This window comes from Micromonospora sp. KC213 (assembly GCF_004348325.1).
GTDB lineage: Bacteria > Actinomycetota > Actinomycetes > Mycobacteriales > Micromonosporaceae > Micromonospora.
Window position 1 is genome coordinate 45,951 of sequence record NZ_SMKF01000008.1, and the last position, 24,640, is coordinate 70,590.

Genomic DNA, 24,640 nt, shown 5'->3' on the forward strand with positions numbered 1-24,640 from the left:
GACGCGCCCGGGGCGTGTCACACCGTGGCGAGGGTGTGCGGAATCTCGTCGAGCAGCTCGCGGGCGAGGAAGCCGATCCGCCCGAACCGGGGGACCAGCCGCTGGCCACTCACCGCGTGCGCCCAGGCCGCCCAGCAGGCGGCCTGGGCCGGCTCGGCTCCCCGGGAGAGCAGCCCCGCCAGCAGGCCGGCCCGGACGTCGCCGCTGCCGGAGGTGCCCAGCCCGGCGTCGCCGCTCTCCTCCCGCCACGCCGTCGCGTCCGGGGTGGCGATGTGTCCGTACAGGGAGACCACCCCGTCGTACCGGCGGGCGAGCTCGCGGGCCTCGGCGACCAGGTCGTCACCGGGCTCCCGGCCGAGCAGGTGCCGCGCCTCGGTCAGGTTGGGGGTGAGCACCACCGGCCGGCCGGAGCCGACCAACAGGTCCGGTTCGTGGCTGAGCGCGCCGAGGGCGTACGCGTCGAGCACCAGCGCGGTCTCCCGCCCGGCCGCATCGAGGACCAGGTGCAGCACCGCCCGGGTCTCGTCGATGTCGTGCAGACCCGGGCCGACGGCGACCACGTCGGCCTGCCCGACCAACTCGGCGAGCCGGTCCCCGGGGTCGCCGGCCACCGAACCGTCACTGGTCTCCGGCAACCCGACGACCAGGGCCTCCGGCACCTGGATACTGAGCGCCGTGGCGGTGGACTCGGCGGCGGCGAGCTGAAGGACCCCGGCCCCCGCGCGCAGCGCCGCGACCCCGGCCAGCAGCACCGCCCCGGGGGTGGAGCGGGAGCCGCCGACCACCAGCACCGTGCCCCGTTGCTCCTTGCCGCCGGTGGGCACGGGCAGCGCCCAGTCCCGCAGCAGCGCCGGCGTGATGGTTCGCACGTCAGACCGGTTCGGCATGGACCTCGTCCTCCTCGGTGGGCCGGGCACCGTGCTGGCGCAGGTGTCGTACGTCGTTGAAGGTGTCCGGGACGAGCCGGCCCCCGGTGTCGGCGAACCAACCGGTCACCGAACAGTTGGCGATCACGTGTTGTCTGGTCAGGTCCATCAGCTCCGCCTCGGTCAGGCCCTCCACCAGGTAACGGAGCAGGAAGACCAGGGCGTCGTGGCCGAAGAGCAGCACCCGCCGGCCCCCGTGGTCGCGGCGCAGGTCGCCCAGCAGCGCGCGCAGCCGCAGGGCCACGTCCGCCCAGGACTCGCCCCCGGGCGGCCGGTAGTAGAACTTGCCGAGCCGCCGCCGGCGGGCGGCCTCCTCGGGGAACCGCCGGGTGACCCCGTACCCGGTCAGCCCGTCGAGGACGCCCAGTTCCCGGTCGCGTAGCCGTTCGTCCCGGCTCACCGGGATCCCGGTGCCGGCCAGGGCCAGCTCGGCGGTCCGCACCGCCCGCAGGTACGGCGACATCACCGCCACGTCCGGCCGCCGCTGCCCGGGCAGGCCGGTGAGCCAGCGGGCCGTCGCCCGGGCCTGCTCCTCGCCGGTGGGCGAGAGCGGCACGTCGGCGTCGCGGTGGGTGAGGTCGATCAGTTCCGCGCCGGACGCCTCGGCCGCGACGGCGGCGACGTTCGCCGTGCTCTCCCCGTGCCGCACGATCCAGAGGGCTCGCAGTTCCGCCATGGCGGCATGCCTACCCGGGGGCCGCGCCGGGTAACCGTGCGGACTGCCCGCCGCCGGCCGCGTCGATCCGCTCACGGTGGGGGCGCGTGAACCCACCGGGGGCGGGTAACCGCTGGCTCCACCGGAACCGACACAGGGGAGGTACGCCGTGGCGACCATGGTCAGGGAACCGGCCAGCCCGGTGAAGGACAAGAACTACGACCTGATCCACGCCCTGCAGATGTCCTTGCAGCACATCTGGCAGCTGGAGACGTACATTGCCGACGCGGACGCCCGGGGTGACAACGAGCTCGCCACCTGGTTCCGCAAGCTCCAGGAGAACAACCGCAAGGCCGGTGAGCAGGGCAAGCGGATGCTCGTGGAGCGGCTGCGGGAGAACGGTTGAGCGTCGTCGTGGCGACCGGGCGGACCGGAGGGTCCGGCCGGTCGCGCCCGGTGCCGGCGCCGGGCGTTACCCTGCGGGCATGGACGGCGGGCAGGACGGCGAACGGCTCGCCGCGTCCCTCGGGCGCAGCCTGGCCCGGCTCACCTTCGCCGACCTGACCACCGACGCGGTGACGGCCCGGATCATCGACGCCGTGGTCGCCTGGGGGCACGAGCAGGGCTGGCGCGTCTACCGCCGGGCACCGAGCGTGCTGCCGTTGCCGCCGCCGCTGTCGGATCGGCGGTCCGTGCTCGATGTCGGCTGTGCCCGGGCGGACGGGCCGCCCGTCGTCATCGAGGTCGACCACACCGACCGGCGCCGTACCTGGGACAAGCTGGCGGCGGAGGCCGGGGCCGGGCGGATCGCGATCTGGGTGCGCTGGGGGCCGGGCCGGTTCGGTGCCCCGCCGCCGCCCATCCATCTGGTCACCTGCCAGGTGGACCGCCGGCCGGGGCCGGCCGGGGCAGGCCGGCTGCACCACCGGGCCCCGGGCGGTCACCGGCCGCCACCCCCGCACTCCGCGGCGCCGGCCGGCGGCACCGCGCTGCCGCTGCCCCTGCCCACGGCGGACGCCGAGACGCGCTGAGGTGGCTTACTCGAAGCGGGACGGGTCGCCCGCGCCACGCCGGACGACCTCCGGTTCGCCCTGCGAGAAGTCGATCACGGTGGTGGGCTGGGTGCCGCACTCGCCGGAGTCCAGCACCGCGTCGACCGCGTGGTCCAGCCGCTCCTTGATCTCCCAGCCCTGCGTCATCGGCTCGGCCTCGTCGGGCAGCAGCAGGGTGCTGGACACCAGCGGCTCGCCCAGCTCGGCCAGGAGCGCCTGGGTCACCGCGTGGTCGGGAATGCGCACCCCCACGGTCTTCTTCCTGGGGTGCAGCAGCCGGCGGGGCACCTCCTTCGTCGCCGGCAGGATGAAGGTGTAACTACCCGGGGTCGCCGCCTTCAACGACCGGAACACCGCGTTGTCGATCTTCACGAACTGGCCGAGCTGCGCGAAGTCCCGGCACACCAGGGTGAAGTGGTGCCGGTCGTCGAGGTGGCGGATGGCGCGCATCCGGTCGATGCCGTCCTGGTTGCCCAGCCGGCAACCGAGGGCGAAGCACGAGTCCGTCGGGTAGGCGATCAACCCGTCCCGACGAACCAGATCGGCCACCCGGTTGATCGTCCGCGGCTGCGGGTCCACCGGGTGCACGTCGAAGTACGTCGCCATGCCGGCAGCCTACGAGTGGCGGCCACCTGCCCCGTCAGCGGCCACCAACCGCCCCTCGCGGGGTTACCGTGTGGAACGTGGCGACGGCGGCGGAGGAGATCCGGGTCGGAGAGCGGCTGGTCCGGGTCTCCAGCCCGGACAAGCCCTACTTCCCGCGGCGCGGACTGACCAAGCTGGACGTGGTCCACTACTTCCTCGCCGTCGGCGACGGCATCCTGCGTGCCCTGCGGGACCGGCCGACCATGCTGGAACGCTGGCCGCGCGGGGTGTTCGAGGGCGCGAAGATCGCCACCCGGCAGGACAACCGGGGCGACGCGTTCTACCAGAAGCGGCTGCCGGCCGGTGCGCCCGACTGGGTACGCACCGCGCACCTCACCTTTCCCAGCGGCCGGACGGCCGACGAGGTCGCGCCGAGCGAGTTGGCCGTGGTGATCTGGGCGGTGAACCTCGGCACCCTGCGGTTCCACCCGTGGCCGGTCACCGCTGCCGACGTGGCGCGTCCCGACCAGCTCCGCATCGACCTGGATCCGCTGCCGGGCGTCGGCTTCGACCAGGTGCTGCCGGTGGCGCACGAGGTCCGCGCGGTGCTCGACGAGGTGGGGCTGGTCGGCTATCCGAAGACCACCGGCGGGCGTGGGCTGCACGTCTACCTGTCGATCGAACCGCGCTGGAGCTTCACCGAGTGCCGGCGGGCGGTCCTGGCGCTGGGCCGCCGGGTGCAGCGCCGCCGTCCCGACCTGGTGACCACCACGTGGTCGCGGGAGCAGCGTGACCGGCCGGTCTTCGTCGACTACAACCAGATGGCCCGCGACCACACGATGGCCTCGGCGTACTCGATCCGACCGACACCGGCGGCGCTGGTCTCCGCGCCGGTGGACTGGGCCGAGTTGGACGACGTCCGCCCGGAGGACTTCGACGTGCTGAGCATGCCCGCCCGGTTCGCCGAGCGCGGCGACCCGCACGCCGGGTTGGACGGGCGGCGCTTCTCGCTGGAGCCGCTGCTGGAGTGGGCCGACCAGGAGGGGCTGGAGGCGCCGCCGGCGCGGTGAGTCACCGCGTCTGCGGTGCGGCGCCGAGCGCCCGTCCGATAGTCGCCGGCCGCCCTCGCCGCGTCGATGAGACCGGCGACCCGGCCTAACGTCCCCGACGACCGTGCGTGGTTACCGTGACATCTGGTGGTGAGGGCAGCCGAGCTCAGACCAGACCGAGTCCGTTGGCGAGATCAGTGATCGTCGTAGGGGCGTCCGATTGTTGGGCGACCTCGGCGACGACGCGCCGCGCCGCCGGCCGGTGACGTATCTCCGATGGCGCGAGATTGTCCACCAGCACCAGGTTCCGAGCTGCCTCGATCACGTTGCCGACCTGGAGGTACGCGCGGGCGGCGTCCACCAGATGCGCGGCACGATGTTCGAGCGGCAGCCATCGCCATCCATCTCGTTCGATCGCCGTCTCGTGCTGTGTGATTGCACCGGTTCCGTCGCCCAACTCGATTGCGACGGCGACTCGGGCCAGGTCCACGGCCGTAGGCCCGAAGGCGGTGTGATGGTGGTCGTTTCCGTCGCCCACCCGGGCGGCCAACTCCACTGCCTCGTCCAGCAGGTCACCTGCGGCGCGGTCGTTGCCCGCTCTGGCCGCCATCAGAGCGCCCTGTACGAGTAGCGATCCGCACAGGGACAACTCCTGCGGTGTGCCGTCGTCCAGATCCGGCGGTGCGATCCGGTACGCGGCGGCGAGCATGACCGACTTCGCCCGCGCCGACGCGCGCAGCACCTGGCCGAGCGGCGATCTCCCGGATCGTCGACACCCGCTCCAAGGAGCGCACCCCGCGTTCGACCTTGTCCACCCAGCTCTTGGACTTCCCCAGCCGATCCGCGAACGACTGCTGCGACAGCTTGCGCCGTGCCCGCAGGCACGCAACCCTCCGACCGATCGGAACCGAGTCACCGGTCACGACGCCACCGCCGATCCGGCACCGCCCGAGTTGTTTCCTCCACCGGTATCCGCTCCGCCTCGGCCTGTGCGAGTAACCGCCGCTTGGCCGCCTCCCGTTCGGCCGCCTGAATCTGCTCACCCCGGCTCACACTCGTGCCATCATCCTGCATTCCCGCCTCCGTCAGCAGAAGCGCGGCGGCAAGCCCCACCGTCGCCTGCCACCCACAATGACGTCTGGATGTCATCAGCTGCGACGACATGGAACACGACAAACCCGTCACATAGCTGGCGACACTTAGGCGACATGCCGCTATAGTGACGGCCATGGCTGTCCCGAACACCGCCCTGCGTGCCGTCCGTATCGGAATGCGCATGAGCCAGGACGACTTCGCTCGCGCCCTCCAGGCCGCCGGCCACCGCGTCGGCGAGCCCAACGACGCCAACAAGCGACTCGTCCAGCGATGGGAGTCCGGCGCAATCGCCGCGCCCCGCCCCGTCTACGCCCGCGCGCTGGAAGTCGTCACCGGCCTACCCATCTCGCTGCTCGGTTTCGCCGCGGTCCCCGACGGGCATGTCGCCGATGACCAGCACGGCGGCCACGACCTGACATCTCCCATGTCCAACCTGGCCACACCGACACCAACGTCCAGACCAGCCGTTGCCCGCAAGTCCTACGAGGGCATATGGCTCAGCCGCTACCAGTACTACTCCAGCGGCCGGGAGGAATCCTTCGCCGGGCAACACTTCGTGGTCATCCTTCAACACGGCGACCGGCTGACCGTGCGAAGCCTGCCGGGCTCAGCGACCTCGTCCCTGTCACTCGATCTCACCGTGGATGAGGCCGTTATCACCGGCACCTGGGTGGAGCAGACTGACTCAACCGGCTACTACCGGGGCGCTCGGTATCACGGCGCAATACAACTTCTGGCCGAGCCAACGGGTCGACGGATGGCCGGCAAGTGGGTCGGCTTCGGCAAGGACATGGACGTCAACACCGGCCCGTGGGAACTTGTCTTCCGGGATGCCTCGACATCCAAGGCGACACTCGATCGATACAACACAACGGCGACGTAGTGCACTGCTACCGCACGGACCTTCGACCTCCCACTTGTAAGTGCTAGGCGCTTTGTCCGGCGGGGTTCATCCGCGTCCGCGACCTCTGACGACTGTCCGCGCCCGGCGGCCGTCCGTGTCGCGGCTCGTTGCTGTCTTCGTTGCTGTCGACAGCGGTCCGGGTGGGAGAGTGAGCGCGTGGGATTGAACGAGGAGACCGCAGCACAGATGGCTGAAGGTGCCGTCTGGTCTCAGAATTTCGTCTCTCAGTAGCGGTGCCAACTCCTCGGATCCTGACCGTCCGCGCGGGCCGGGTCTGACCGGCGTCCTCGTCATTGAAAGGAACCCGGGGCCGAGGCGTCAGCTCTCATCGCCGCCTGGCTGGGCGGTTGCCGGGCACGCCGTACGTCGTGAACGCTCCCGTCACACCCAGGGGCTCCGGGCACCGTCGAACTCGTCGAAGACCAGCCAGGTTCGGGTCGAGAGCACCCCGGCGATGCCCTGCACCCGGTTGAGCACCACGTCCCGCAGCGTCGCGTTGTCCGGCGCCCGGACCAGCGCCAGCACGTCGTGCTCGCCGCTGAGCAGTGCGACGTGCTCGATGTAGCGCACCTGGGCCAGCTCCGCCGACAGCTCCCGCCAGCTGTTCTGCTCGATGGTCAGCGAGATGTACGCCGACGTGCCCAGCCCTGCCGGCTCCGGCGCCACCCGCGCGCCGAACCCGGTGATCACCCCGTCGCGCAGCAGCCGCTCCACCCGCGCGTACGCGTTGGTGCGTGACACGTGCACGCGTTCGGCCAGCGTACGGATCGAGATCCGGCCGTCACGGACCAGTTCGTCCAGGACCCGCCGGTCCACCTCGTCCAGTGCCGTGACCGAACGTCCCGTTCCGCCCGGCCGGTACGCCTCCGAGCTGGTCTCCTGGCTCACCGAATCCTCCTTGCTGGGCCATTCGTCCTGCGTTCACCACGCATCTTGAGTCAATCATCCGACCGCAGGAGCATAGGCCCACCACACGTCCAGGAGGTCCCGCCGTGACGACCACACCCCAGGCGGTCCGCAGGGCATCCGCGCGCAAGCGCCGGCCGGCCACCCCGGCCGCGCCCGACCCGTCGGCCCATCTGCTCCCGCGGACCGAGCCGGTCCGACTGCTGAACCCGGACGGCACGCCGCTGCCGCCCCGCGACGACTATCCCGAGCCGCCCGTCGAGGCACTGCGGGAGATGTACCGGCGGATGGTCGTCGGCCGGCGCTTCGACGCGCAGGCCACCGCCCTGACCAAGCAGGGCCGGCTGGCCGTCTACCCGTCCTCACGGGGGCAGGAGGCATGCCAGGTCGGCGCCGTCCTCGCCCTGCGCGACGACGACTGGGTCTTCCCCACCTACCGGGAGTCGGTGGCGCTGACCGCCCGGGGCATCGACCCGGTCGAGGTGCTCACCCTGCTGCGCGGCGACTGGCACTGCGGATACGACCCCGCCGCCCGGCGCACCGCACCGCAGTGCACCCCGTTGGCGACCCAGTGCGTGCACGCCGCCGGACTTGCCTACGGCGAGTCCTACCAGGGACGGGACACCGTGGCGCTGGCCTTCATCGGCGACGGCGCCACCAGCGAGGGCGACTTCCACGAGGGCGTCAACTTCGCCGCCGTGTTCAAGGCCCCGGTGGTCTACCTCGTGCAGAACAACAAGTACGCCATCAGCGTCCCGCTGTCTCGGCAGACCGCCGCGCCCGCCCTGGCGTACAAGGGCGTCGGCTACGGCGTACCCAGTGAACAGGTCGACGGCAACGACCCGGTGGCCGTGCTCGCCGTGCTCACCCGCGCGGTGGCGCACGCCCGTGCCGGCCACGGCCCGTTCCTGGTCGAGGCGCACACCTACCGGATGGAACCGCACACCAACGCCGACGACGCGACCCGCTACCGGGACGCCGACGAGGTCGAGGCGTGGGGCGAGCGTGACCCGGTGGTCCGGTTGGAGACCTACCTGCGGGCCCGCGACGTGCTCGACGACGCGGCGGTCGCCGCGATCGGTGAGGAGGCCGAGGCGTACGCCGCCGCCCTGCGCGAGCGGATGAACACCCAGCCCACCGTCGACCCGCTCAGCCTCTTCGACCACGTCTACGCCGAACCGACCCCGCAGCTGGCCGAGCAGCGCGAGCTGGTCCGCGCCGAGTTGGCCGCCGAGCAGGAGGGGAGCGCCTGATGGCCACCATGACCATGGCGAAGGCGCTCAACGCGGCGCTCGCCGACGCGATGCTCGCCGACGACCGGGTGCTCGTCTTCGGCGAGGACGTCGGGCAACTCGGCGGCGTCTTCCGGATCACCGACGGCCTCCAGGCCCGCTTCGGTGACAAACGCTGCTTCGACACCCCGCTCGCCGAGGCCGGCATCGTCGGCTTCGCCGTCGGCCTGGCCATGTCCGGGCTGCGCCCGGTGGTCGAGATGCAGTTCGACGCGTTCGCGTACCCGGCGTTCGAACAGATCGCCTCGCACGTGGCGAAGCTACGCAACCGCACCCGGGGCGCGCTCAGCGTGCCGATCGTCATCCGGGTGCCCTACGCCGGTGGTATCGGCGGTGTCGAGCACCACTGCGACTCGTCCGAGGCGTACTACGCGCACACCCCGGGGTTGAAGGTGGTCACCCCGGCCACCGTGGAGGATGCGTACTCGCTGCTGCGGGAGGCCATCGACGACCCGGACCCGGTCGTGTTCATGGAACCGAAGAAGCTCTACTTCGCCAGCGCCGAGGCGGAGCTGCCGGCGCGCAAGGAGCCGTTCGGCCGGGCGGTCGTCCGCCGGGCCGGCACCGACGCCACCCTGGTCGCGTACGGCCCGGCGGTGCCGGTCGCGTTGGCGGCGGCCGAGGCCGCCGGCGAGGAGGGCTGGGACCTGGAGGTGGTCGACCTCCGCACCGTCGTGCCGTTCGACGACGCCACCGTCGCCGCCTCGGTGCGCCGCACCGGTCGCTGTGTGGTGATCCAGGAGGCCCAGGGCTTCGCCGGGGTCGGCGCGGAGATCGCGGCCCGGGTGCAGGAGCGCTGCTTCCACGCCCTGCACGCCCCGGTGCTGCGGGTGTCCGGCCTGGACATCCCGTATCCGGCGCCGATGCTGGAGCACACCCACCTGCCGTCGGTGGACCGGGTGTTGGACACCGTCGCCCGTCTGCAGTGGGACGATCAGCCGGACGCGCGGTGGGTGGCGGCATGAGTACGGTGAGCGGCACCCGCGATTTCCTCCTGCCGGACCTGGGGGAGGGGCTGAGCGAGGCGGAGATCGTCGAGTGGCGGGTCGCCGTCGGTGACGTGGTCGCGGTGGACCAGACGGTGGTCGAGGTGGAGACCGCCAAGGCCGTCGTCGACGTGCCCTGCCCGTACGCCGGGCGGGTCGTCGCCCTGCACGGCGCGCCCGGTGAGATCCGCCCGGTCGGCCAGCCGCTGGTCACCATCGCCCCGCTCGACGGCGGCGCGGAACCCGCCGGGCACGCCACCTACCGCGAGGAGGAGCGGGCCGGCTCCGGCAACGTGCTGATCGGGTACGGCACCGGGCACGGCGGCACCGGCCGGCGACGCCGCCGGCCACGGCCGGCGGCCACCCCCGGGCCGACGCCGAGCGGTGCCACCGCCGCGACGCCGGCCACCAGGCATCCGGTGGACGCTGCGGGTACCAGCCCTTCGCCCGTTTCGTCCGCCGCGTTGCCGACCCTGGTCATCTCGCCCATCGTGCGGCGCCTGGCCAGGGAGCGAGGCATAGACCTCGCGGCGCTGCGCGGCACCGGGCCCGGCGGGGTGATCCGCCGCGCCGACGTGGAGGCCGCCACGGCCACCCCGACCACCCGGCCCACCGCGCCGGAACCGGACGCCGTCGCGCCGGCCGTCGGTGTGCCCGATGCCCGTGTCGGGCTGGCCCCCGGCGGCCAGGACGTGGTGATCCCACTGACCGGCATCCGCAAGGCCATCGCCGACAAGCTCTCCCGCAGCCGCCGGGAAATCCCCGAGGTGACCATCTGGGTCGACGTGGACGCCACCGGGCTGCTGGAGACCCGGGCGGCGATCAACGCGGCCACCCCGGACGCGCCGGTGAGCATCCTCGCCCTGCTGGCCCGCGTCTGCCTCAGCGGTCTGCGGAGGTATCCGCAGCTCAACGCGCACGTCGACGGCGTCGGGCAGCGGATCGTCCAGTCGGCCGGGGTGCACCTGGGCATCGCCACGCAGACCGACCGGGGCCTGCTGGTGCCGGTGCTGCGCGACGCCCAGCGGCTCACCACCCGCGAGCTGGCTGCCACGCTGGCGCAGACCACCGCCGACGCCCGGGCCGGCACCCTGCCGCCGGCCCGGCTCACCGGCGGCACCTTCACCCTCAACAACTACGGGGTGTTCGGGGTCGACGGTTCCACCCCGATCATCAACCACCCGGAGGCGGCGCTGCTCGGGGTGGGCCGCATCGTGGACAAGCCCTGGGTGGTCGACGGGCAGCTCGCGGTGCGCAAGGTGACGCAGCTCAGCCTCACCTTCGACCACCGGGTCTGCGACGGGGGCGTGGCCGGAGGCTTCCTGCGGTACGTCGCGGACTGCGTACAGCAGCCGGCGTTGCTGGTGGCGAACGTCTGAGCGGAAGCGGCGGAGCCGGCCATCCCTGACCGGGACGGCCGGCTCCGCCGTCGTGTCGGGCCGTCGTCCGGTTGTGGGTGGACCCGACCGGACGGCGGTCGGTGCAACGACCAGGACCGGGACTGAGCGGCACGGCTCACCCAGCAGGCCCGAACCCGGACGGCCGGGTGCCGAGGCAACGTCGGGAGCACGGCGACGGCCAAACGTCCGCCCGTTTCCGAGCATTTCCCGCGAAAGAGCGCCGCGCCCCGAGAAGGGACGTACAGAATGTGGCCAAGGGGAGCGGAAATTGGGGGGCTGAACATGGATGTGAGGCGGCGATTGACGCTTTTTGCGGTGACCATCGCAGCCACACCGTTGATACTCGCCGGGTGCACCGCCGACCGGAAACCGGCCGCCGGGCCGGCGCCCGGCCGAGCCGTGGCGAACCCGACGGTCACCCTGACCCCCGCCGACCGGGCCAGGGACGTACCGGTCAGCGCGGAGGTCGGCACCACCGTCGGCGGCGGCCGGGTCACTGCGGTGAAACTCACCGACGACAAGGGAAAGCAGCTCGCGGGGGAGCCCCGGGAGGACGGGTCGAGCTGGGTGCCGGCCGCCCCACTGGAGAACGGCCGCACCTACACCGCGGAGGTCACCGCGACCGGTGACCACGGCCGCACCACGGTCGGTAGGACGACGTTCACCACGGCGCCGAAATCGACCCGGCAGGCCATCACGAGCACTCTCTACTTCGCCGGAAACCAGACGTACGGCACGGCGATGCCAGTGACCGTGGCATTCGATCCGGGAATTCCGAAAGAAGCCAGGGCGGCGGTGCAGCGACGATTGTTCGTGAAGACGGATCCGCCGCAGCCGGGTACCTGGTCGTGGCTGGAGGACGGCACGCAGGTCTACTACCGGGCGCCGGATTTCTGGAAGCCGGGCACGAAGATCAGCGTCCGTGCCGGGCTCGAAGGGCTGCCCATCGGTACGCGGTACGTCGGCGACGAGGACCGGCGGGCAACGTCCCGGATCGGCCGCCAGGTCGCCCTCGAGATCGACAACGCGACCAAGCAGATGTCGGTCTTCCGGGATCACAAACTGGTCCGCAAGATCCCGGTGAGCCTCGGCAAGCCCAGCACGCCGAGCTCCAGCGGCAAGATGGTGATCATGGAGAAGCACCAGCAGACGACCTTCGACACCCGGGGCTCGGCCGACCCCTACGTGGTCGATGTCGAGGACGCCCAGCGCTACACCTGGGGCGGGGAGTTCATCCACGCCGCGCCGTGGTCGGAGGGGGACCAGGGCCACACCAACGTCTCGCACGGCTGCGCCAACGTGTCGTCCGCCGCCGCCGACTGGCTGATGGGCATCACCCAGGTCGGCGACCTGATCACGGTGAAGGGCACCGAGGTGCAGGTCCGGCACGGCAACGGCTGGACGGCCTGGAACGTCAGTTGGGACGAGTTCGTCCGAGGCAGCGCGCTGCCGGTGCCGCCGGGGCTCAAGCCGGCGCCCGTCGGGTCGCAGGGGCATCCGGGAGCGGTGGCGGGCGGCTCGTCACCGGAGCCGACACCGTCGGCCAGCGGCGGCTGAGAGCCAGGGGAGGAACGACCGGGGTGCGACCGGCTCGCCGCAGGGCGGGCCGGTCGCGGTCGTCGCCGCCGGGGCGTGGCCGTGGCACAGCCGTCTGTCGGCTCCCGGCCGCCGTCGCCCGGCCGGCCCGGTTCCCCTGAGACGGGTCGGGGCGTTCCCGGGGCGTACCCGGGGATAGGCCCGCGGCGGGGCCTGATTGTCGGTGGTGGAGGGTAGTTTCGTCGGCATGGGACAGCACGGTGATCGGCTCCACGTCCAGCTCGACGTGCGGGACGAGGTGGCCGAGGTGCGGGTGGTCGGCGAGATCGACGTGGCCTCGGTCGGCGAGTTGCGCGCCGCGCTCTGGGCCGCGCCGGCCCGACCGGTGCTGCGGGTTGACCTCTCCGGGGTGCGGCTGCTCTCCGCGTCCGGGGTGCGGGCGCTGCTCGCCGCGCGGCTTCGGGTCCGGGCCCGCGGCGGCGAGCTGGTGCTGGTGAATCCCGATCCGGTCGTTGCCCGGGTGCTGCGGGTCACCGGTGTCCACCGGATCGTCCCCGTGCTGGTCGGTGCCGCCCCGGCCGCCTGCCGCCGCAGCGACCTGGCGGCCTGCGCCTGAGTCCCGGCGGGATCCCGGGTCGTCGAACGCCCCGGCCCACCGGTGCCCAACCGGTGCGACCTCGGCTGCCGACCGTGCCTGCGTCGCGGGGCCGTCGGGCCCACCGGCGGCCCCGCGACGGCTCAGCGCACGCCCACCAGGTCGACGACGAAGACGAGGGTCTCGTTCGGCTTGATCACGCCGCCGGCGCCCCGGGCGCCGTAGCCCAGGTGCGGTGGGATGGTCAGCCGGCGGCGGCCGCCGACCCGCATGCCCACCACACCCTGGTCCCAGCCGGCGATGACCTGACCGCCGCCGAGCGGAAACTGGAAGGTCTGGTTCCGGTTCCACGAGGCGTCGAACTCCCGGCCGGTGGAGTGCGACACCCCGACGTAGTGGACCTCGGCCAGTTGGCCCGGCTGCGCCTCGGGGCCGTTGCCCACGCTGATGTCCTCGACGACGAGGTCGGCCGGGGGCGCGCCCTCGATCGGGCCGATCTCGGGCTTGCCTGCCTGGGGCATGCTCATCTGCTTCTCCTGTGCTCGTGCCGGCGGCCCGCCCGTCCGGCGCGGCCACGGCCGTTTATCCTCCGGTCACCGTCGATCCTGCCCGATCGTGTAGGGCCGATCCCGTGCGGACCCCACGGCCGCCCCTGCCGTCTGCCCGGCAATGATCACTCGCGGACGCCGACGGGACGCCGTCGGTGATGGCGCCCGGCGGCCCGGTCGACGCCCTAGACTCGGCGGTCGACCGACCGAGCGTGAGGATTCGCCGACGATGACACCCACCGCCACCGACGACGCCCGGCTGCGGCCAGTGCCCTGCGACGGTGGTGGGTCGTTCACCCGGGCCGGCCACGTGGTGCACGGGCATCGGCGACTGGGTGAGCTGGTGGCACATCGCCCGGAGGGGATCACCGGGCACCAGTGGAGTTCGGCCACCCGGGAAGAGTTCGACCACGTCGTCTGCGCGGCCGACAGCGGTCTGCCGCGCCTGGCCGTGTCGATCGCCCCGGCCGCCCCGCCCGGGTCGGTGAGGCTGCGTGCCGAGCGGATGCGCGAGGCGGTCTGCGCCGCGGTCGGTCTGCCCGTGCTGCGGATCGAGTCGCCCACCCTGCGCGCTGCCGACCACGGCCGGCCGATCGTCACGTACGTCCTGGAAGCCCGCGACTACGCCACTGCGGTGCCGCCCGTCGGACCGGACGCCGAGGCGCTCGATCCGCCGGTCGGCTTCCGCGACATCGTCGGCCGGCTGCCCGACGGTCGACAGGGGTATGTCAACGATCTCGGGGCGTTGGCGCGGGCCGACGCCGTGGCCGCGTACGTGGCCCGGCGGCTGGCCGATCCGATCGTTCGCGGTCTGCACGTGCGGTGGCGCGACGGCGCGGCCGAGGGCTGGAGCTGGGTCGAGGTGCGCCCCGGGCAGAGCCTGGTCGAGCGGGTCACCGTGCGGGAGCACCGGTTCCGCTGCGGGGTGGACGCCGCCCGGTTCGCCGAGGACCTGGCCGCCCTCGCGGTGGGGGAGCGGCTGCGTTCTCCGGAGATGGACGAGCCGGCACTGGTCGACCGGACCGAGCTGCGGCGACAGATCCGGGCGCTGCGCGACCGCCGGGACGAGTTGGCCGACGACTTCGCCTTCGACCACCTCTGCGCCGACTGACGATCGCCTTTCGTCATCGCACCGTGACTCGGTGTCCCGGTACCGGGGCTGGCGAAAAATCGCCCCCGAATCCTCGATCCGCGTTGAACCATCGCCGGAGAGTCTCCGTACCTAAACGGGAACGGACACGGATCTTCCAGCCGCGCCAGCCGACGCGGCGGACGGTGCGAAACGGCATCGTCGGCCATCGACGTGCGACCGGAACGTCGCAGTGATCCTGAGGGGGTGACCCACCCCGCCATTCCGTCGCCCGACGGGATCACGAGTCAGGTACCGGATCGAGAAGGAGAGCAATTCGATGCGCAGGACCTCAGGGGCGCGCCGGTCTGCCGGCAGCGCGCGGAGCAAGCGACTGCTCGCGGCGGTCGGCGCGCTCGCGGTCTTCGGTGGAATCGCCGCCGTGACCCAGATCTCGTCGGCCGGTGAGCGCCGGCAGTCGACGAACACCCGTACGGTGTCGTCGAACTGTGTGCCGCCGAGCCCGGGCGCGACCTCTCCGGGTGGCCGGACCAGCACCACCCAGACCTGGCAGAACGGTCGTTGGGTGCGCAACCACTGGGGTGACGGCCAGATGTCGGTCGCCGAGTGCAATTCGCTCAAGGCCGGCAACGCTCCGGTGACGACCCTCGCCTCCGGGGTGTCGTGCCCGGACGTGACCGCACGGCTGCCGCAGATCCCCGCCCAGGCGCGCAACGAGGTCGACCGGAACCTGGCCCTGCTCAAGACGCAGATCGACGAGGCGAACCGGCGGCTGGCCGCCGAGGGCAACAAGGGACAGGGCTTCATCAACAACGCCATCCTGGGCCCGCTGGCCGGGAAGCGGGCCGCGGTCCTGGACCGGATCGCGATCGCGATCGGCCGGGTGGCGCAGCGACCGCAGGGTCTTGAGCAGCTCGCCACCTGCACCGTCGCCGCCCAGGGCAACGTCAACAACGGCGGCCAGAACGGCGGCCAGAACAACGGCGGCCAGAACAACAACGGGAACAACGGCAACGCCCTCGATGTCCTCGCCAAGGACTGCGGCAACAGCCGGCTCCAGGCGCACGACGGTTTCCAGAACGGCAACCGCTGCGTGGGCACCGCCTTCGGTGAGGTCGGTGCGGCGGCCAACAACCCGTCCCTGCTGATCACGCAGTTCCCGAACCAGGTCCAGCGCAACCAGGCGTTCACCCTGCGGATCTCCACCCGCAACCTGGTCCGCGACCGGTTCCTGGCCGCCGGCCAGGGTGGTTACTACAAGGAGAGTTCGGTCCTCAACGGCCAGGGTCTCACCCGTGGACACTTCCACACCGCCTGCCGGATGCTGCAGAACACCAACAGCGCGCCGACGAACCCGGAGGCCGTGCCGGCCTTCTTCGTCGCGACCGAGGACGGTCGCGGCGGTCGCCAGGCCGACGAGGTCGTGATCCAGGTTCCGGGCCTGCCGCAGAACGGCACCGCGCAGTGCGCGGTCTGGGCCGGTGACGGCTCGCACCGGGTGCCGATGATGGAGCGGGCCAACCAGACCCCCGCCTTCGACGTGGTGCGGATCCAGGTCAACTGACCCGGCGTACGAACGCCTGCGGGCCGCTCGGACGGATGTCCGGGCGGCCCGCAGGCGTTCGTGCGTACGCCGCCGCCAGTCCCGAGACAAGGTCAGGAATGGCGAACGGCACGAAAAGCGCCGGGACCCGCGCTGATTTCCCAGCGTGGTCCCGGCGCAGCGGACGGTGAACCGCCCGTGGTGGTCAGCGGTTCTTCCACGCCTCCACGACGTTGACCGGGATGCGTCCACGCTCGGAAATCTCGAAGCCGTTCTTGGCGGCCCATTCCCGGATGGCCCGGTTCTGCTCACGGTCCATTCCCGAGACCCCGGCACGACCGGGACGGCGGGCCGGACGACCGGCCTCGACGTTGCCCCGGCCCAGCCGTCGGCCAGCGGTGATGTACGGGTCCAGCGACTTGCGAAGGACCCCCGCGTTCTCGTCGGAGAGGTCGATGGTGTATGCCGCACCGTCCAGACTGAACTCGACGGTCCGATCGGCCTTTCCGCCGTCGAGGTCGTCGGTCAGAACGGTTATTACCTTCCTTGCCATCGCCATTACTCCCTGTGTTGGGCGGGGTGTGGCTAAGAGTTTGACCCATCCTGTGGCAAATCCGCAACAATATGCGTCGTTTTCATTTGCGCGAGTCGCGCAATCGTCGGATAACCTGCGGCCGATGCTCGACCCGGTGTCGCGGCCGATGCGGTCGCAGTGTCCCGGGTCACAGCCAGGAACAAGAGGAACGCCGGGCAGCTTGAGTCTGACACGCTCAACTCCACTGATGGCAGGTGTTCGATGGCACCCTTTCCGGTACTTCCCCTGACCGACGCCGTCCTGCTGCCCGGAATGGTCATTCCGGTGACCCTCGATCCGAGTACGCAGGCCGCGGTCGACGCGGCCCGTGCCACCGGCGAGCACAAGCTCCTCGCCGTGCCCCGTATCGACGGCGAGTACGGCTCCGTCGGCGTGATCGCCACCATCGAGAAGGTGGGCCGGCTGCCCGACGGCGAACCCGCCGCCGTGGTGCGTGGCCTCGCCCGGGCCCGCATCGGCTCCGGCGTGCCCGGCCCCGGCGCGGCCCTCTGGGTCGAGGCGGCCCCGCTGGACGAGCCCGCCCCGGCCGGCCGGGCCCGGGACCTGGCCCGTGAGTACCGGGCGCTGATGACCTCGGTCCTCCAGCAGCGCGGCGCCTGGCAGGTCATCGACGCGATGGAACGGATGACCGACCTCTCCGAGCCGGCCGACGCGGCCGGATACGCGCCCTGGCTCACCCTGGCGCAGAAGACCGAACTGCTCGCCGCGCCGGACGTCACCGCCCGGCTCGAACTGCTGGTCGGCTGGGTGAAGGACCACCTGGCCGAGCAGGAGGTCACCGAGCGGATCAACAACGACGTGCGCGAGGGGCTGGAGAAGTCCCAGCGCGAGTTCCTGCTCCGGCAGCAACTGGCCGCCATCCGCAAGGAACTCGGCGAGGACGAGCCCGACGGCTCCGCCGACTACCGGGCCCGCGTCGAGGCCGCCGGACTACCCGAGAAGGTACGCGAGGCGGCGCTGCGCGAGGTCGGCAAGCTGGAACGGGCCAGCGACGCCTCCCCGGAGGCGGGCTGGATCCGTACCTGGTTGGACACCGTGCTGGAGATGCCGTGGACCACGCGTACCCAGGACAACACCGACCTGGCCGCGGCCCGCGCGGTGCTCGACGCCGACCACGCCGGCCTGGCCGACGTGAAGGACCGCATCCTGGAGTACCTGGCGGTGCGCAACCGCCGCGCCGAGCGCAATCTCGGCGTGGTCGGCGGACGCGGCTCCGGCGCGGTGCTCGCCCTGGCCGGACCGCCCGGCGTCGGCAAGACCAGCCTCGGCGAGTCCGTCGCCCGGGCGCTGGGCCGCACCTTCGTCCGGGTCTCCCTGGGCGGGGTCCGCGACGAGGCCGAGATCCGCGGCCACCGGCGCACCTACGTCGGCGCGCTGCCCGGCCGGATCGTCCGCGCGCTGCGCGAGGCCGGCTCGATGAACCCGGTCGTGCTCCTCGACGAGGTGGACAAACTGGCCGTCGGCTACGCCGGCGACCCCGCCGCCGCCCTGCTGGAAGTGCTCGACCCGGCGCAGAACCACACCTTCCGGGACCACTACCTGGAGGTCGACCTCGACCTGTCCGACGTGCTCTTCCTGGCCACCGCCAACGTGGTGGAGGCCATCCCCGGCCCGCTGCTGGACCGGATGGAACTGGTCACCCTGGACGGCTACACCGAGGACGAGAAGGTGGCCATCGCCCGGGACCACCTGCTGCCCCGACAGCGGGAACGCGCCGGGCTCACCGCCGACGAGGTGACCCTCGACGACGCGGCGCTTTCGCGGATCGCCGGGGAGTACACCCGGGAGGCCGGCGTCCGGCAGTTGGAGCGGGCCCTGGCGAAGGTCCTGCGCAAGGTCGCCGTCGAGCTGGCCACCGACCCCGCGCCGGTGCGGGTGGACACCGACAACCTGGCCCGCTACCTGGGCCGGCCGAAGCACACCCCGGAGTCGGCGGAGCGTACCGCCGTGCCGGGCGTGGCCACCGGCCTGGCCGTCACCGGCGCGGGCGGGGACGTGCTGTTCATCGAGGCGACCAGCATGGAGGGCGAGCCGGGGTTGACGCTCACCGGCCAGCTCGGCGACGTGATGAAGGAGTCCGCGCACATCGCGCTGTCGTACCTGCGCTCCAACGGGCGACGGCTCGGGCTCGACCCGAACGCCCTGGCCGGGCGGCGGATCCACCTGCACGTCCCGGCGGGCGCGGTGCCCAAGGACGGCCCCAGCGCCGGCATCACCATGGTCACCGCGCTGGCGTCGCTGGCCAGCGGCCGGCCGGTGCGCCCCGAGTTCGGGATGACTGGCGAGGTGACCCTCTCCGGCCGGGTGCTGCCCATCGGTGGGGTCAAGCAGAAGCTGCTCGCCGCCCACCGGGCCGGCCTCACCGAAGTGATCATTCCGAAGCGCAACGAGCCGGACCTGGACGACCTGCCCGCCGAGGTCCGCGAGGCGCTGACCGTGCACACCCTCACCGACGTCGCCGACGTGCTCGCCCTGGCGCTGCGCCCGGCCGACGTGAACGCCGGCACCCTCGGCGGTCCGGCGCTCAGCGCGGCCTGACGGACACCGACGTCCCCCGTCCCCTGCCCGGCACGGACGGGGGACGTCGGTGTCAGTAGCGGTCCCGTCGACCGCCGCCGTCGAAGTCCCGGCCCCGGCGCTCGCGCCGGTCGGCGCCGTCGAACCGGCGCTCACCGCCACCGCCGCCGTCGCCGTCGCCGTCACGGTCCCGGCGTACGGTCGCCTTGCGGCCCTTGATGGTGCTGCCGCGTAGCCCGGCGATCACCTCGTCGGCCACCCCGACCGGCACCTCCACCAGGGAGAACCGGTCGGCGATCTCGATCGAACCGATGTCCCGGCCGCTGACCCCGGTCTCCCCGGTGATCGCGCCCACCAGATCCTGCGGGCGTACCCCCGCGCGCCGGCCCAGGCCGATGAAGACCTGCGTCGTACCCGCGGGGCGGGGACGGCCCGGGCGGCGGTCGCCACCGCGACCCTCGTACCCCGGTCGGGTCTCGCGCGGCGGACGGACCGCGACCTGCGGGATCTCCTCCTCGTCGTCGTCGGAGCCCGGCAGGGCCGCCTCGTGGGCCAGCTTCACCGCCGCGAGCGCGACCTCCATCATGTCGAACTCGTCCGACAGCGACTCCACGATCACCCGGAACGGTTCCAGGTCGTCCTCGAGCAGCGACTCCCGCAGCGCCGCCTGGGTCAGTTCCAGCCGGCGGGTGCGCAGGTCGGCCACGGTCGGCAACTTGTCGATGGCGATCCGCTGCCCGGTCACCCGCTCGATCGTCTTGAGCATCCGGTGCTCGCGCGGCTCGGCGAGGGTGATCGCCACGCCCTCCCGGCCAGCCCGCCCGACGCGGCCGATCCGGTGCACGTACGACTCCGGCGCCGACGGCACGTCGTAGTTGACCACGTGGGTGAGCTGTTCGACGTCCAGCCCACGGGCCGCCACGTCGGTGGCGACCAGCAGGTCGGCGGTGCCGGAGCGCAGCCGGCCCATCACCCGGTCCCGCTGCTCCTGGCTCATCCCGCCGTGCAGCGCCTCGGCCCGGTAGCCGCGGCCGTTCATCGTCTCGGTGAGCCGGTCCACCTCCTCGCGGCTGCGGCAGAAGACGATCGCCGCGGTGGGTGACTCGACGTCCAGGACCCGACCCAACGCCGCCGGCTTGTGCGCCCGGGCCACGATGTACCCGCTCTGCCGCACCCGGGGCGCCTCGCCGGCCACCGTCCGCTCCCGCTCGATCTGGATCCGCACCGGGTCGGTCAGGTGCTGGCGGGCCAGCCCGTCGATACGCGACGGCATGGTGGCGGAGAAGAGCACCGTCTGCCGCTGCGCGGGGGCGTGCTCCAAAATCGCCTCGATGTCCTCGGCGAAGCCCATGTCGAGCATCTCGTCGGCCTCGTCGAGCACCACCGTGGTCAGGTCGGTCAGCCGCAGCGTGCCCCGGGCGATGTGGTCCAGCGCCCGCCCCGGGGTGGCCACCACCACGTCCACGCCCATGTCCAGCGCGCGCAGCTGCCGGCCGATCGGCTGGCCGCCGTAGATCGGCAGCACCCGGGCACCCAGGTCCTTGCCGTAGCGGTGGAACGCCTCCGACACCTGCACCGCCAGCTCCCGGGTGGGCACCAGCACCAGCGACACCGGATCCCCGCTGCCGCGTGCGTCCGGCATCCGCTGCAGCAGCGGCAACGCGAACGCGGCCGTCTTGCCGGTGCCGGTGGCGGCCTGGCCGAGCAGGTCCTGACCGGCCAGCAGCGGCGGGATCGCCTCCCGCTGGATCGGGGTCGGCTCCTCGTAGCCGAGCGCGGCGAGCGCGCCGAGCAGTTCGGCGCGGAGTCCGAGATCCGTGAAGGCGCTCGCCTCGTCGGGGCCGGTGGAGGTGCGGGGGGTCGATTCTGGTGCGGAACTCATGGGCAAAGCTTTTCATCACCCCGACCGGCCCGCTGCGGCGACCGCCCACAAACCGTCGTCCCCGCCAGGTTCAGGCCAGGATGGCCAGCACCATGGTCAGCCCGACTGCGGTGTCCAGGACCCCGCACCACTCCGAGTACCCGCGGGGCACCACCCGGTCCAGCCGATGGTGCACGGCGTCCCAGGCGGCGTGGGCCAGCCAGCCACCGGCCACCAGCCAGCGCGCCGGGCCGTCGTCGGCGACGACGGCCAGCGCCGCCAGCGTCCCCCACCCGGCCAGGCCGGCCAACTGGGACGCCACCGCCGCCCGGTCCCGCCAGCTGCGACGCACCGTGCCCGCCACCAGGAAGCCGAACGGGAGAACGAGCAGGCTGAGCGGTGGCAGCACCACCGGGTCGAACCAGTTGTCGACCGTTATCAGCAGCGCCAGCCAGGACGGCCACCGGGAGACCAACGCTGCGACGACCGGACGCCGAGGCGACGGAACCGGGTGCGCGTGCCGGTGCCGGACCGCCACCACGACCATCGCCGGCACCATCAGCAGGTGGCCGCCGAGTAGCAGGGCCTCCCCGTCGAGCGGCCCGGCGGCGAACGGGACGAACAGCAGCAGGTACGGCACGTACATCGCGGCGACCATCTCGACGAGCGTCCGGGCTCGGTGACCCCGGTGCCACATCCACGCCACCATCCCGATCGACATGTTGGTCGCCATGACCAGGGCGGCGACCGCCGGCTTGGCCAGGACGTCGGTGAACTCCAGCGCCGCGCCGGCGGTACGCCAGAGCGGATCGAGCAGCAGCATCCCGGCCACCATCGCGACGGTCATCCCGACCAGGTGCCGCAGCAGGCGGCGGCCGGGGCGGTCCCGGGCAGTGGCCGGGGACGTGGGTACGGCAAGCGTCTCGGACATGCCTCGACCCTGCCGCCGGGCGGCGCGCGGCGACAGGTGCGTCCGACACGGGACGGGCGTGCGGAGTCCACGGGTGACCCGTGACGGTCGCGGGGGCCAGCATGGTCCCGCCCGGCCCTAGGATCGGCGGACATGACGGTGGGGGCGACGGATACGGACCGGCGGCTGCGCCGGGCCCGTCGGGTGGCGCTCGCCTCGCTGGTGGCCAGCGTGGGCTCCGCGCTGCTGCTGCCCGGCATCGGCCTGACGCGCGAGCCGGACCCGCTGCGGCTGGCGCTCGGCGCGACCGGCCTGGTGGCCTTCGCCGTCGCTCAGGCCGCGGTGCTGCACGCGGCGGTCACCCCGTGGCTGGGGCAGCGCCGCCGACACCGCCTGCACGCCGCCTTCGCCGTGGTCGCCGTGGCCACCGTGCCGCTGGCCGGGCCGGTGGCAGCCGGTGCCTGGCCCACCTGGGCGTGGCTGGGCGCGTCGCTGGTGGGGATGACGCCGCTGCTGCTGCGTCCCCGCCCCGCGCTGGCCGTCGCGGCGGCGGTCGTCGCGGTCGCGGTCGCGGTGGCTGGGTGGACCGGCGGTTCGGCCGCCGCCGCCGTGGTGATCGCTGGCGGGGTGGGCGCCGGCGCCGCGGCCGTCAACGGGGTGCAGGTGTGGTTCTGGGACCTGCTCGTGGCCGCCCGGCAGGGACAGCAGGCCCACGCCCGGCTGGCCGCGGCCGAGGAGCGGCTGCGCTTCGCCCGGGACGTGCACGACCTGCTCGGTCACGACCTCACCGTGATCGCGCTGAAGGCGGAACTCGCCGCCCGGCTCGCGTCGGTCGACGCCGGGCGGGCCGGCCGGGAGGCGGCCGAGGTGCAGCGGCTCGCCGGCACGGCGCTGCACCGGGTCCGCGAGGCGGTACACGGCTACCGGGCGGTGGACCTCGGCGAGCAGTTGGCCGCCGTGACCGAGGTGCTGCGTTCCTGCGGGGTGCGCTGCGACGTGGACGCGGCCGCCGGCGAACTGCCGGCGGAGGCCGCTGCCGAACTGGCCGCCGTACTGCGCGAGGCGGCGACGAACGTGCTGCGGCACAGCCGGGCCAACTGGTGCCGGATCGGGATCGTGCGGGAGGACGACGCGGTGACGATGACGGTGAGCAACGACGGCGTCGGCGACGCCCGAGAACCCGACGGGCACAGCCACGGGCTGCGCGGGCTGGCCGAGCGGGTGGCGGCGGCGGGTGGCGGCCTGCGTGTCCGGTGCGAGAGCGGGGTCTTCACCCTCGCGGTGACCGTACCGGTGCCCCGGTGATCCGCGTTTTGCTCGCCGACGACGAGGAGCTGATCCGCCAGGCTCTCGCCGCGCTGCTCGGGCTGGAGAGGGACATCGAGGTGGTGGCCCAGGCGGGCGACGGCCGGGGTGCCCTGGAGGCGGCCCGGGCACACCGGCCGGACGTGGCCGTGGTGGACCTCGAGATGCCGCCGCCGGGCGGGATCGCACTCGCCGCCGAGCTGGCTCGCGCGCTGCCCTCCTGCGCGGTGGTCATCCTCACCGGGCACGGCCGCCCGGGACACCTGGGCCGGGCACTGGCCGCGGGGGCGCGCGGCTTCCTGGCCAAGGGCGCCCCCGGTGGCGCCCTCGCCGACGTGGTGCGCCGGGTACACGCCGGCGCCCGGTACGTGGACCCGGCGCTGGCCGCTGACGCGCTGACCCTGCCACCCTGCCCGCTCACCCCTCGGGAACTGGAGACCCTGCGGCTGGCCGGGTACGGCAGCCCGGTCGCGGTGATCGCCCGGCGCACCCACCTTGCCCCGGGGACGGTGCGCAACCACCTGAGCGCGTGTGTGCAGAAACTCGGGGCGGCCGACCGGGCCGACGCGGTTCGGATTGCCCGCGAGGCCGGCTGGCTCTAGTCGCGGTGCAAGGTCACCGCGGGGCGTCGCCACCGCCCACCCCGCCGATAGCCTGACCAGGTGCCCACCGTCGAACTGGTCTGCGACCCCCGGCTGGAGGAGACGGTGCGTGCCGCCTGGGACCGGCTCGCCGCCGCCGGCCTGCCGAGCCTGGCCCGCAACACCCACCCCACCAACCGCCCGCACCTGACCATGGCCTCGGTCGACCGGTTCCCGCCCGGTGCCGCCGAACGGCTGGCCGATCTCTTCGACGCGGCGCTGCCCCTACCGGTGCACCTCGGCCGGGTGGAGGTGCTCGACGGCAGCGCCCCGCTGGTCTGGCTGGTGCGGCCCGACCCCCGGCTGACGGCGTTGCACGAGGCGGTCGACGAGGTGCTCACCCCCGCCGGTGGCCGCAACCCGTGGCACGCCCCCGGTCGGTGGATCCCGCACCTGAGCCTCGCACTGCGTTTCCGACACCACGACCGGCGGCTCGCCCGCGTGCTGGCCGGCGCGGACCGGCCGTCGGGTGAGTTCGTCGCCGCCCGCAGCTACGACGGGGACACCCGTACGGTCAGCCCGCTGGGCGCGGCCTCCTGACCGCGGACGCGGGTACGCGGTAGGCGCGGCCCCCGTCGGGGGTCCGGCCCGGCGGACGCCCGGCAGCGTGCCGCCGTGGTGACCCACATCACCGTCCCACGTCCCGCCC

The 24,640-nt window shown here is 73.0% G+C and carries 23 protein-coding genes and 1 pseudogene; 15 read left to right on the forward strand and 9 right to left on the reverse strand.

Annotated features, from left to right (window positions below; all coding sequences use genetic code 11):
• Positions 1 to 17: 17 nt before the first annotated feature.
• Together E1166_RS03960 and E1166_RS03965 are read right to left on the reverse strand one after the other, a co-directional pair.
• Positions 18 to 887, reverse strand: coding sequence for an NAD(P)H-hydrate dehydratase (locus tag E1166_RS03960; RefSeq protein ID WP_132335834.1), 870 nt, complete (start codon positions 885 to 887; stop codon positions 18 to 20).
• Complete coding sequence (locus E1166_RS03965) at positions 871 to 1,602, reverse strand: histidine phosphatase family protein (protein ID WP_132335836.1); 732 nt, start codon at positions 1,600 to 1,602, stop codon at positions 871 to 873. Before E1166_RS03965 ends, E1166_RS03960 begins: the two co-directional genes overlap by 17 nt.
• Positions 1,603 to 1,759: 157 nt before the next feature.
• Between E1166_RS03965 and E1166_RS03970 the strand changes: the two genes are divergently transcribed.
• Positions 1,760 to 1,987, forward strand: coding sequence for a hypothetical protein (locus tag E1166_RS03970; protein WP_132335892.1), 228 nt, complete (start codon positions 1,760 to 1,762; stop codon positions 1,985 to 1,987).
• A gap of 79 nt (positions 1,988 to 2,066) precedes the next feature.
• Positions 2,067 to 2,612 (forward strand): hypothetical protein, encoded by a 546-nt coding sequence (locus E1166_RS03975; protein WP_132335838.1) that lies wholly within the window; start codon positions 2,067 to 2,069, stop codon positions 2,610 to 2,612.
• A 6-nt stretch (positions 2,613 to 2,618) separates the two neighbouring features.
• Here the strand turns inward: E1166_RS03975 and E1166_RS03980 are convergent, their stop codons facing one another.
• On the reverse strand, positions 2,619 to 3,239 hold the full coding sequence (locus E1166_RS03980) for an L-threonylcarbamoyladenylate synthase (protein WP_132335840.1): 621 nt from the start codon (positions 3,237 to 3,239) through the stop codon (positions 2,619 to 2,621).
• A gap of 77 nt (positions 3,240 to 3,316) precedes the next feature.
• On the opposite strand from E1166_RS03980, the gene E1166_RS03985 reads away from it, so the two are divergent.
• A complete protein-coding gene (locus tag E1166_RS03985) occupies positions 3,317 to 4,288 on the forward strand; it encodes a DNA primase small subunit domain-containing protein (protein WP_132335842.1) in 972 nt (323 codons plus the stop codon).
• Positions 4,289 to 4,433: 145 nt separating this feature from the next.
• Here E1166_RS03985 and E1166_RS03990 read toward each other — a convergent pair.
• Positions 4,434 to 5,190 (reverse strand): annotated as a pseudogene (locus tag E1166_RS03990) (helix-turn-helix domain-containing protein).
• A gap of 296 nt (positions 5,191 to 5,486) precedes the next feature.
• On the opposite strand from E1166_RS03990, the gene E1166_RS04000 reads away from it, so the two are divergent.
• A complete protein-coding gene (locus E1166_RS04000) occupies positions 5,487 to 6,245 on the forward strand; it encodes an XRE family transcriptional regulator (RefSeq protein ID WP_132335846.1) in 759 nt (252 codons plus the stop codon).
• Positions 6,246 to 6,647: 402 nt separating this feature from the next.
• Here E1166_RS04000 and E1166_RS04005 read toward each other — a convergent pair whose 3' ends face one another.
• On the reverse strand, positions 6,648 to 7,091 hold the full coding sequence (locus tag E1166_RS04005) for an Lrp/AsnC family transcriptional regulator (protein ID WP_243710143.1): 444 nt from the start codon (positions 7,089 to 7,091) through the stop codon (positions 6,648 to 6,650).
• A gap of 167 nt (positions 7,092 to 7,258) precedes the next feature.
• Here E1166_RS04005 and pdhA point away from each other — a divergent pair, with 167 nt between their 5' ends.
• The 5 genes from pdhA to E1166_RS04030 all read left to right on the forward strand — a co-directional run bounded on the left by pdhA (position 7,259) and on the right by E1166_RS04030 (position 13,002).
• Complete coding sequence (pdhA, locus tag E1166_RS04010) at positions 7,259 to 8,425, forward strand: pyruvate dehydrogenase (acetyl-transferring) E1 component subunit alpha (RefSeq protein WP_132335850.1); 1,167 nt, start codon at positions 7,259 to 7,261, stop codon at positions 8,423 to 8,425.
• Positions 8,425 to 9,429: a transketolase C-terminal domain-containing protein gene (locus tag E1166_RS04015; protein WP_132260857.1), complete on the forward strand. Its 1,005-nt coding sequence runs from the start codon at positions 8,425 to 8,427 to the stop codon at positions 9,427 to 9,429. Before pdhA ends, E1166_RS04015 begins: the two co-directional genes overlap by 1 nt.
• The gene (locus E1166_RS04020; RefSeq protein ID WP_132335852.1) at positions 9,414 to 10,829 is read left to right on the forward strand and encodes a dihydrolipoamide acetyltransferase family protein; all 1,416 of its coding nucleotides are present in this window, start codon (positions 9,414 to 9,416) and stop codon (positions 10,827 to 10,829) included. Before E1166_RS04015 ends, E1166_RS04020 begins: the two co-directional genes overlap by 16 nt.
• 303 nt (positions 10,830 to 11,132) lie before the next feature.
• Positions 11,133 to 12,407: an Ig-like domain-containing protein gene (locus tag E1166_RS04025; RefSeq protein WP_132335854.1), complete on the forward strand. Its 1,275-nt coding sequence runs from the start codon at positions 11,133 to 11,135 to the stop codon at positions 12,405 to 12,407.
• A 226-nt stretch (positions 12,408 to 12,633) separates the two neighbouring features.
• Positions 12,634 to 13,002: an STAS domain-containing protein gene (locus tag E1166_RS04030; protein WP_132335856.1), complete on the forward strand. Its 369-nt coding sequence runs from the start codon at positions 12,634 to 12,636 to the stop codon at positions 13,000 to 13,002.
• Between the two features lie 122 nt (positions 13,003 to 13,124).
• Here the strand turns inward: E1166_RS04030 and E1166_RS04035 are convergent, their stop codons facing one another.
• Positions 13,125 to 13,502 carry an FKBP-type peptidyl-prolyl cis-trans isomerase gene (locus tag E1166_RS04035; RefSeq protein ID WP_132335894.1) on the reverse strand — a complete coding sequence of 126 codons (378 nt, stop codon included), beginning with the start codon at positions 13,500 to 13,502 and terminating at the stop codon, positions 13,125 to 13,127.
• Positions 13,503 to 13,758: 256 nt separating this feature from the next.
• Between E1166_RS04035 and E1166_RS04040 the strand changes: the two genes are divergently transcribed.
• Positions 13,759 to 14,640, forward strand: a complete 882-nt coding sequence (locus E1166_RS04040) for a hypothetical protein (protein ID WP_132335858.1) — start codon at positions 13,759 to 13,761, stop codon at positions 14,638 to 14,640.
• A gap of 298 nt (positions 14,641 to 14,938) precedes the next feature.
• Positions 14,939 to 16,183 (forward strand): hypothetical protein, encoded by a 1,245-nt coding sequence (locus E1166_RS04045; protein WP_132335860.1) that lies wholly within the window; start codon positions 14,939 to 14,941, stop codon positions 16,181 to 16,183.
• Between the two features lie 184 nt (positions 16,184 to 16,367).
• On the opposite strand, the gene E1166_RS04050 is transcribed toward E1166_RS04045, so the two are convergent.
• Positions 16,368 to 16,715 (reverse strand): Lsr2 family protein, encoded by a 348-nt coding sequence (locus E1166_RS04050; RefSeq protein WP_132260863.1) that lies wholly within the window; start codon positions 16,713 to 16,715, stop codon positions 16,368 to 16,370.
• A 243-nt stretch (positions 16,716 to 16,958) separates the two neighbouring features.
• Here E1166_RS04050 and lon point away from each other — a divergent pair, with 243 nt between their 5' ends.
• Complete coding sequence (gene lon / locus E1166_RS04055) at positions 16,959 to 19,295, forward strand: endopeptidase La (protein WP_132335862.1); 2,337 nt, start codon at positions 16,959 to 16,961, stop codon at positions 19,293 to 19,295.
• A gap of 52 nt (positions 19,296 to 19,347) precedes the next feature.
• Here lon and E1166_RS04060 read toward each other — a convergent pair whose 3' ends face one another.
• The gene (locus E1166_RS04060; protein WP_132335864.1) at positions 19,348 to 21,156 is read right to left on the reverse strand and encodes a DEAD/DEAH box helicase; all 1,809 of its coding nucleotides are present in this window, start codon (positions 21,154 to 21,156) and stop codon (positions 19,348 to 19,350) included.
• Between the two features lie 70 nt (positions 21,157 to 21,226).
• Positions 21,227 to 22,066, reverse strand: coding sequence for a hypothetical protein (locus E1166_RS04065; protein WP_243710140.1), 840 nt, complete (start codon positions 22,064 to 22,066; stop codon positions 21,227 to 21,229).
• A gap of 132 nt (positions 22,067 to 22,198) precedes the next feature.
• Between E1166_RS04065 and E1166_RS04070 the strand changes: the two genes are divergently transcribed.
• Genes E1166_RS04070 through E1166_RS04080 form a run of 3 tightly spaced genes read left to right on the forward strand, consistent with a single transcriptional unit; the run spans position 22,199 to position 24,531 of the window.
• A complete protein-coding gene (locus E1166_RS04070; protein WP_132335866.1) occupies positions 22,199 to 23,350 on the forward strand; it encodes a histidine kinase in 1,152 nt (383 codons plus the stop codon).
• Positions 23,347 to 23,952: a response regulator transcription factor gene (locus E1166_RS04075; protein WP_132335868.1), complete on the forward strand. Its 606-nt coding sequence runs from the start codon at positions 23,347 to 23,349 to the stop codon at positions 23,950 to 23,952. The genes E1166_RS04070 and E1166_RS04075 overlap by 4 nt, the downstream gene beginning before the upstream one ends.
• A 60-nt stretch (positions 23,953 to 24,012) precedes the next feature.
• The gene (locus E1166_RS04080) at positions 24,013 to 24,531 is read left to right on the forward strand and encodes a 2'-5' RNA ligase family protein (RefSeq protein ID WP_132335870.1); all 519 of its coding nucleotides are present in this window, start codon (positions 24,013 to 24,015) and stop codon (positions 24,529 to 24,531) included.
• Positions 24,532 to 24,640 lie beyond the last annotated feature (109 nt).